Annotated in this window: 6 protein-coding genes; 3 read left to right on the plus strand and 3 right to left on the minus strand. The window is 68.5% G+C overall.

The window, feature by feature from the left end; translation table 11 throughout:
- The first annotated feature begins 138 nt into the window (after window positions 1-138).
- Window positions 139-1098 carry an FAD:protein FMN transferase gene (locus ACR2MZ_RS08485; RefSeq protein WP_434004629.1) on the plus strand — a complete coding sequence of 320 codons (960 nt, stop codon included), beginning with the start codon at window positions 139-141 and terminating at the stop codon, window positions 1096-1098.
- Window positions 1098-1652 (plus strand): ferric reductase-like transmembrane domain-containing protein, encoded by a 555-nt coding sequence (locus ACR2MZ_RS08490; protein ID WP_434004630.1) that lies wholly within the window; start codon window positions 1098-1100, stop codon window positions 1650-1652. The genes ACR2MZ_RS08485 and ACR2MZ_RS08490 overlap by 1 nt, the downstream gene beginning before the upstream one ends.
- On the opposite strand, the gene ACR2MZ_RS08495 is transcribed toward ACR2MZ_RS08490, so the two are convergent.
- Genes ACR2MZ_RS08495 through ACR2MZ_RS08505 form a run of 3 tightly spaced genes read right to left on the minus strand, consistent with a single transcriptional unit; the run spans window position 1649 to window position 4725 of the window.
- Complete coding sequence (locus tag ACR2MZ_RS08495) at window positions 1649-3037, minus strand: PrsW family intramembrane metalloprotease (protein ID WP_434004631.1); 1389 nt, start codon at window positions 3035-3037, stop codon at window positions 1649-1651. The genes ACR2MZ_RS08490 and ACR2MZ_RS08495 overlap by 4 nt on opposite strands.
- The gene (locus tag ACR2MZ_RS08500) at window positions 3034-3543 is read right to left on the minus strand and encodes a hypothetical protein (protein ID WP_434004632.1); all 510 of its coding nucleotides are present in this window, start codon (window positions 3541-3543) and stop codon (window positions 3034-3036) included. Before ACR2MZ_RS08500 ends, ACR2MZ_RS08495 begins: the two co-directional genes overlap by 4 nt.
- 51 nt (window positions 3544-3594) lie before the next feature.
- Window positions 3595-4725 (minus strand): ATP-binding protein, encoded by a 1131-nt coding sequence (locus ACR2MZ_RS08505; RefSeq protein ID WP_434004633.1) that lies wholly within the window; start codon window positions 4723-4725, stop codon window positions 3595-3597.
- A 112-nt stretch (window positions 4726-4837) separates the two neighbouring features.
- Between ACR2MZ_RS08505 and ACR2MZ_RS08510 the strand changes: the two genes are divergently transcribed.
- On the plus strand, window positions 4838-5665 hold the full coding sequence (locus ACR2MZ_RS08510) for an LLM class F420-dependent oxidoreductase (protein ID WP_434004634.1): 828 nt from the start codon (window positions 4838-4840) through the stop codon (window positions 5663-5665).
- Window positions 5666-6000 lie beyond the last annotated feature (335 nt).

Genomic DNA, 6000 nt, shown 5'->3' on the forward strand with positions numbered 1-6000 from the left:
CTCGCCGCAGCTCCTGGGCGCTCGAGAGGGGTTTGACCGACCTTGGACGCAAGGTCTCATCACAGGGCGGCGGGGGCAAGGCGGGCCGCTGACGCCCCCCTCCCAGCCTCCCCCCGCCCCGCGGGGGGAGGACACAAAATGCCTGCTCGGCTTCTCAAGATCTCGGGGACCGGACATCCTAGCCTGTCCGAGCGGCGCTTTCAAGCGCTGGGCACTGACTGCCACGTGCTGGCGGTGGAAGCTAGCGCCGAACGGATGGACGGCGCAGTGGAGCACATAAGCGCTGCTCATCGGCGCTTCACCCGCTTCGAATCCGAGAGCGAGCTCAGCCGGCTCAATGCTGCGGCAGGCGGCTGGCACGCCATCTCCACTGACCTGGAAGCGCTCCTGCGTGCCGCCTTGCGCAGCTGGGAAGAGACTGCGGGCTGGGTGCACGCCGGCGTGCTGCCGGCGCTGCTGGCGGCCGGCTACACGAGGCCGCTGCGCCTCGGCCCCAGCCCGGCTCACGGGCCGCCGGGGCCGCCGCCGCCGCTGCCCACCATGCTCGCGGTCCTCCCGGGCAGGGCTCGGCTGCGGGCTGGCACCGCCATCGATCTAGGCGGCATCGCAAAGGGTTGGTTGGCCGATCAGCTGGCCGGCTGGCTGGCGCCGAACTGCCTGGTCAATCTGGGCGGCGACCTGTTCGCTCGGGGCGGCGGCCCGGACGACGCCGGCTGGCCGGTTCGAATGGCGGGCGTGACCCTGCTGCTGCGCGACCAGGGTGCTGCCACCAGCAGCAGCCAACGCAGAAGCTGGTGGTCGGCCGGCGGCCGGCAGCACCACCTGATCGACCCTCGCACGGGCCGCCCGTCCGAGAGCGATCTGGCCGAGGTCTCAGTGGTGGCCACCAGTGCTCTGGAAGCCGAGATGTGGGCCAAGACGGGACTTCTTCTCGGCTCGGAGCAGGCGCCCCTGCTGCTGATCGGCCGGACGCTCGGCTTCTGGCTGGGGATGCAAGGGGAGGCAGGCCTCCCCCTACAAAACCCCACCCGCCCCGCGGGACGGGAGACCTCGGTGAACGCACGCCTCCCCACCCAAGCTGTTTCGCTGAGCGACTGATGGATCAGCAGACGCTCTTTTGGGTGATCGGCAGGATCTCCGGCCTGGCCTCGTTTGCGACGCTGAGCCTCTCGCTCCTCACGGGCCTGGCACTCCGCACAGCCGTGCTTGACTTTCTCGGCCCCAACCGCGGCCTCCGCTCGCTGCACGAGTACACGGCGCTTCTCTGGCTTCCGCTGGGCGGCCTTCACATTGCCGGCCTGCTGCTTGACCAGACGGCTCGCGTAGGACCACTGGACCTGCTGGTACCGTTCCAGGCGCCCTACGACCCGCGTGGCCAACTTGCCATCGGTCTGGGAACGGTGACCCTCCAGTTGTTCCTTCTGGTCGCTCTGACCGGCTGGCTAAGGGGGCGCCTTTCGGGGCAGCTCTGGCGCTGGCTGCACCGCCTCTCCTACCTGGCGTTCGGCCTGCTCTTCCTGCACGCGGTTCTGGCAGGTACCGACTTCAGCGATCCGCTCGTCTCGGCGTTGACGTGGTCGATGGCAGGCGCGCTGGCGGTGCTCAGTCTCGCCCGCATGGTCTGGGGCAGGCTCCCCGCTCGCCGAGCCTAGACGGCCAGGGCCTCACGCAGCTCCAGGATCTGGGACCGGCCCGCCGCCTCGGAGTGCGGATCGGCAGGCTTGCCCTGCTGTTCACGCTGCCACTTGAGGCGGGCCAGCCGGAGCTGCGCGGTCTGCAGCCGGGTGAGCCTGCGGTAGGTGCGCCAGCCGCCCAGTGCGAAGGCTGCGTAGCGGCTGTCCAGGCGCCGCCAGGCGCTGAGCAGGACTGGAACCTCCCCCGCCCCGACCGCGCCGCTGGCGGCAGCCACCTCCTGCTCGAGCTGGCGGCGCAGACCCGCGCCCTCTACTTCCAGCCCCATCACCAGCACCAGCAGCACCACCACTGTGAAGGGGCCGGTCATGAGCACATTGCGCGCAGGGATGGAGATGAGCAGGAGCAGAGCGTTGCTGCTGGAGGTGGGAAACAGGGAAGCCCACGCGTCCCAGGAGAAGTGAGCGGCCACGGCCAGGAGGAGGCCGCCGAGGATGCTGAGGAAGCGCTGGTGCCGCTTGGGCAGCAAAGCTGCGGCTCCGATCCCGGCGCCGATCAGCGCCGTATAGGTGGGATGGCCCAAGAACATGCCCAGGACCTGCCTGATGAACCACTGCGCCACCCCAGCCGCCAGCGGGCCCACCCAGGCGGGCCCGGCTTTCGGGTCGGGGACCAGACCTGAGAACAGGTAGTAAAGGTGGGCGATGTACGTCATCGTCTCCAGAAAGTTGAATCCGATGCCGACAGCGGCACCGTAAACGATCCCCGCCACCACGCCCTGGAAGCGCTCGCGCAGGACGAGATAGAGCAGGAAAACCGCCACTCCCTTGGCCACCTCTTCGTTGCTGCCGGCCATGAAAGCTATCGAGAGCTCAAGTGGCTGGCCCGGCACCAGGTCGTAGTTGGCCATCTGCCAGAGCGTCTCCGAGAGCGACACCAGGAGCGTGGCCGCCAGGGCTCCCCAGACGAGCGCCGCCAGCAGATAGGGCCAGGGCTGGCTGTCATAGCGGTCGAGCCAGCGCACCGCCAGCACAGCCAGGCCGGCGGTGGGCGCGCAGGCGAGGCCGGCGACCAGGGCCACCTCGGGGCCGGCCAGCAGCAGGTAGGTGAAGACGTCCATCACCACCAGCCAGCCCAGCAGGCCGAGGCCGAAGAGCAGCAGCGCTCGTCGGAGATGGCTCGAGCGGCGATTTGGTTCGCGAACCGCTCGCAGGCCGTAGACCCCGCCGGCCAGCGCCAGCCCGCCGGCCACCAGCCCGAACCAGCCGGTCCACTGCGGCGCTCCGTGGGAGCGTACGTTCGCCACCGAGGTGACGGCCATGGCCACCAGGAGCAGCACGCCGATGGCGCCGGCGCCCAGGAAGGCGCGTAGGGGACGGGCGGGGCGGGAGACAGCGACCGTCATCTGTAGCGGTCGACGATGACACTGGTGCGGCCCACGATCTCCAGGGGCAGTCCCCCGGAATAGCGCAGGATCATTAGCGTGTGGCGGCCGGGTAGGAGAGGCGTGGCTGTCTGACTCGACCGCACAGGCACCGGTTTGGCTGCCGCTGCCAGTTCCCCAGCCCTGGCCGGGCCCACCGAGCCCTCCACCTGTTGGAGCGCGCCGTACCACTTGGCCCCCACAGTTGTGGCCGCAGGCAGCGTTTCCCAGCTGACCAAGCCTGCAAACTCCTGACCGGCGGGAAAGTGTTGCCGCGGCTCGCCCTTGATGCTGCTGCTCGCCGGGTCATAGGTGTAGACGCTGGCGTCGGTGTGCAGAGCAGAGTGGCGGCCAGGTGGCGAAGTGGCCAGAAACGTCACCAGCCCGACCACCAGGATGATCAGGCCGGCGTAGCCCGCCAGCAGCATCGTGTGGTAGATCCGGCTCGGATTCTCGGGCTCATAGCGGCCCGACCTGGGAGAGGTCATTCAGGACACAGAGGCTAACAAGGTCCGCACGCCGCGGAGTAAGAGCGCCGATCAGCCGGCGAGCGGGAGACGAAGCGTGAAGCGGCTGCCCCTGCCGAGCTCGCTCCAGGCCAGGCGAAGTCTCCCGCCGTTCAGCTCCGCCAGGTCCCTGGCGATGGCCAGGCCCAGGCCGATGCCGCGCCGGCGGGGCTCCCCCTGTCCACCCCCGCGCTGGAAGCGCTCAAAGATGGTCTCCTGCAGCTCAGGGGCGACGCCTGGGCCATGATCGCAGACGCTGATCTCAGCCTCGTCACCAGTCCGACAGGTGGTTAGGCGCAGTTCGGGTTTCCCATCGGAATAGTTGAGGGCGTTGTTGACCAGGTTGTCCAGCACTATGCCGAGCTGGTGACTGTCCACGTTCACAGGCAGCGCCTCGTCCGAGACCTCGTACTGGAGGTCCGCCTCGAGCAGAGCCACCCGACCCTTGGCGCGCTCGGCGGCCAGCTTCACCAGCAGGCCGGCGTCAAGCAGCTGGCGATTCACCTGCAGACGGCCCGACTCGAGCCGAGCGGCTGTCAACACGTCGTTGACCATGGCCTTCAGCTCCTCCACCTTTTGCTGGGTGCGCTCGATTGGGAGGGCCCACATAGGGGGCACCTCGCCGAGCTGGCCCTCGGCCATCATGGAGAGGTAGCCGCCGATCACGCTGAGCGGGCTGCGGAACTCATGGGCAACCAGGTTCAGGATCTCGCCCTTGATCCGGGAGGCGTCGAGCGCCTCCTGCCGGCCTGACTCGCGTTCCTGCTCAGTGCGCCGGAGAGCCGTGACGTCGTGAACCGAGAGCAGCCAGACTTTTTCGCCGCCGATGCTGGTCGGGGCGGCCCGGACCTCGCAAGCGGCGCCGCCCGGCTCGGCCTCAACTGTCTGCGAGGACCCCGCAGCCAGTGGGATCCCCCGCAACCGTTCGGTCAGAGAGAGCCGGGAGCCGCCCAGCAGCCGCCTGGCCGCCCGGTTGAACTGGATGACGTCCCCTCCGGCGGAGAGGACGACCAAGCCGTCAACGGCATTCTCGAAGAGCGCTCGCAGCGCGTCGGCGTGAAGCAGGTCCCACTGCCGCGCACTTCCGGACTGCACAGGTGGGGATGTGCCCGAGTGAATCCCTCGGCGGCCCTCGATCAGATCGGACTCAGCCCGTCCAGCCATGAATCGGAAAGGCACCCCTACGCAAAACAGGATAGCAGCGCTGCAACATTCTCTACCCAAACCGTACCACTAGATTGCGCTTTCTGTTCTGCCTGAGAGAAGATGGACCTCGATGAGATTCGGCATCGCCATCTTTCCGACCGACTATGCGATAGGCATGGCCGAGCTCGCCCAGGCCGTCGAGGAGCGTGGCTTCGACTCCCTCTGGGTGGCTGAGCACAGCCACATCCCGGTCTCCCGGCAGACTCCCTACCCCAGCGGCGGCGACCTACCGCAGGAGTACTGGCACACGCTTGACCCCTTCATCGCACTCACCGTCGCCGCCGGAGCGACTTCCACTCTCAAGCTGGGCACTGGTGTCTGCCTGGTCGTCGAGCATGAGCCGATCGACCTGGCGAAGCGAGTGGCCAGTCTCGACCACGTCTCCGGCGGCCGCCTGCTCTTTGGCGTCGGCGGCGGTTGGAATCGCGAGGAGATGGCCAACCACGGCACCGAGTTCAGCCAGCGCTGGGGCGTGCTGCGCGAGCGAGTCGAGGCGATGAAGACGATCTGGGCCGAGGACGAGGCGGAATTTCACGGCAGGCACGTCAACTTTGACCCACTCTGGCTGTGGCCCAAGCCAGTCCAGAAGCCGCACCCGCCCATCTGGCTCGGCGGCAACGGGCCCAACACTCTGAAGCGGGTGGTGCGTTACGCAGACGGCTGGATGCCCAATCGAGGCCAGTGGCTCGACCGGATCGCCGAGTTGCAGGGGCTGGCGCAAGAGGCGGGGAGAGGACCGATCCCGGTCCAGGTCTACGGCGCCCGCACCGATCGCCAGGAGGTGGAGCGGTTCCTCGCGGCCGGCCTGGAGCGCTGCGTGTTCTACGTGCCGCCCGACGGCCGGGACGCTGCGATGCGCCGGCTGGAGGAGCTGACCGAGTTCGTCAAACCGTATTAGTTGCCTGTAGCAGCCGAAAAGACGGCATCTCGGGGCTCAGGGCGCCGATACGTGCGCAGCATTCCCCGCTTCGCGGGTCCCCTAAGCGCGGGGCCCGGCCCTTCGTCGTTACGGATCTTCTGATCCGCTCCTCCTCGTTCCACCCTTTCCTTCGCCTCGGCCCCCTGACCGGCGCCATGAGCGGGCGCCTGCCCCGAGCTACCGCCCAATCGGCCGCTACAGGCAACTCGGGCTGAGCTCAGCCTCCGGTCTCGGGCACCGGGGGGGGGGGCGCACGGCTGCGAGCCAAGCAAAAGAGGGAGAGCACCCCCCATCGCACTGTCTAACCCCCACCC

The sequence above is a fragment of the Candidatus Dormiibacter sp. genome (assembly GCF_050999135.1).
Classification (GTDB): domain Bacteria; phylum Chloroflexota; class Dormibacteria; order Dormibacterales; family Dormibacteraceae; genus Dormiibacter; species Dormiibacter spiritus.

Coding starts and splice junctions, on each gene's coding strand:
- ACR2MZ_RS08485 (WP_434004629.1), top strand. CDS start 139: ATGCCTGCTCGGCTTCTCAAGATCTCGGGGACCGGACATCCTAGCCTG.
- ACR2MZ_RS08490 (WP_434004630.1), top strand. CDS start 1,098: ATGGATCAGCAGACGCTCTTTTGGGTGATCGGCAGGATCTCCGGCCTG.
- ACR2MZ_RS08495 (WP_434004631.1), bottom strand. CDS start 3,037: ATGACGGTCGCTGTCTCCCGCCCCGCCCGTCCCCTACGCGCCTTCCTG.
- ACR2MZ_RS08500 (WP_434004632.1), bottom strand. CDS start 3,543: ATGACCTCTCCCAGGTCGGGCCGCTATGAGCCCGAGAATCCGAGCCGG.
- ACR2MZ_RS08505 (WP_434004633.1), bottom strand. CDS start 4,725: ATGGCTGGACGGGCTGAGTCCGATCTGATCGAGGGCCGCCGAGGGATT.
- ACR2MZ_RS08510 (WP_434004634.1), top strand. CDS start 4,838: ATGAGATTCGGCATCGCCATCTTTCCGACCGACTATGCGATAGGCATG.